General features: G+C 40.6%; 1 protein-coding gene. It reads left to right on the top strand.

What is annotated here, in order from left to right:
• Positions 1-55 precede the first annotated feature (55 nt).
• Positions 56-335, top strand: a 280-nt coding sequence (locus tag R0J87_RS19085; RefSeq protein WP_498888205.1) for a hypothetical protein, incomplete at its 3' end; no start/stop codon positions are given.

Here is a 335-nt window from a genome sequence, read left to right as displayed (position 1 = left end):
CATGACAGTGCTATCTTAAATGTAATAACAACTGCATTGACACTGTACTAACAAGATGACACAAGATAGAATGACTTTCAGCTTCCGTTGCCCGCGCTCTCTAAAAGATGCTTTCTCAGCTAAAGCTAAAGCAAACGGGACAACCGCTTCCGCTCTTATTAAGGATTTTATGCAAGCCTATCTTGATGGAGGTAATGACAAAAGCATTGACAAGAAATCAGGTATTGACGAGCAATGTCATGACACTCAGCATCAAAGCACTGACAATCAACGGATAGAAGATTTAGAGGCTAGGATTAAAGCCTTAGAAAACAACCAAGCTAACCTAGCTGATC

This window comes from Halomonas sp. SIMBA_159, from assembly GCF_046536035.1.
In the GTDB taxonomy this organism is placed as follows: Bacteria; Pseudomonadota; Gammaproteobacteria; order Pseudomonadales; family Halomonadaceae; genus Vreelandella; species Vreelandella venusta_A.
This window is presented reverse-complemented; position numbering and strand designations above follow the sequence as displayed.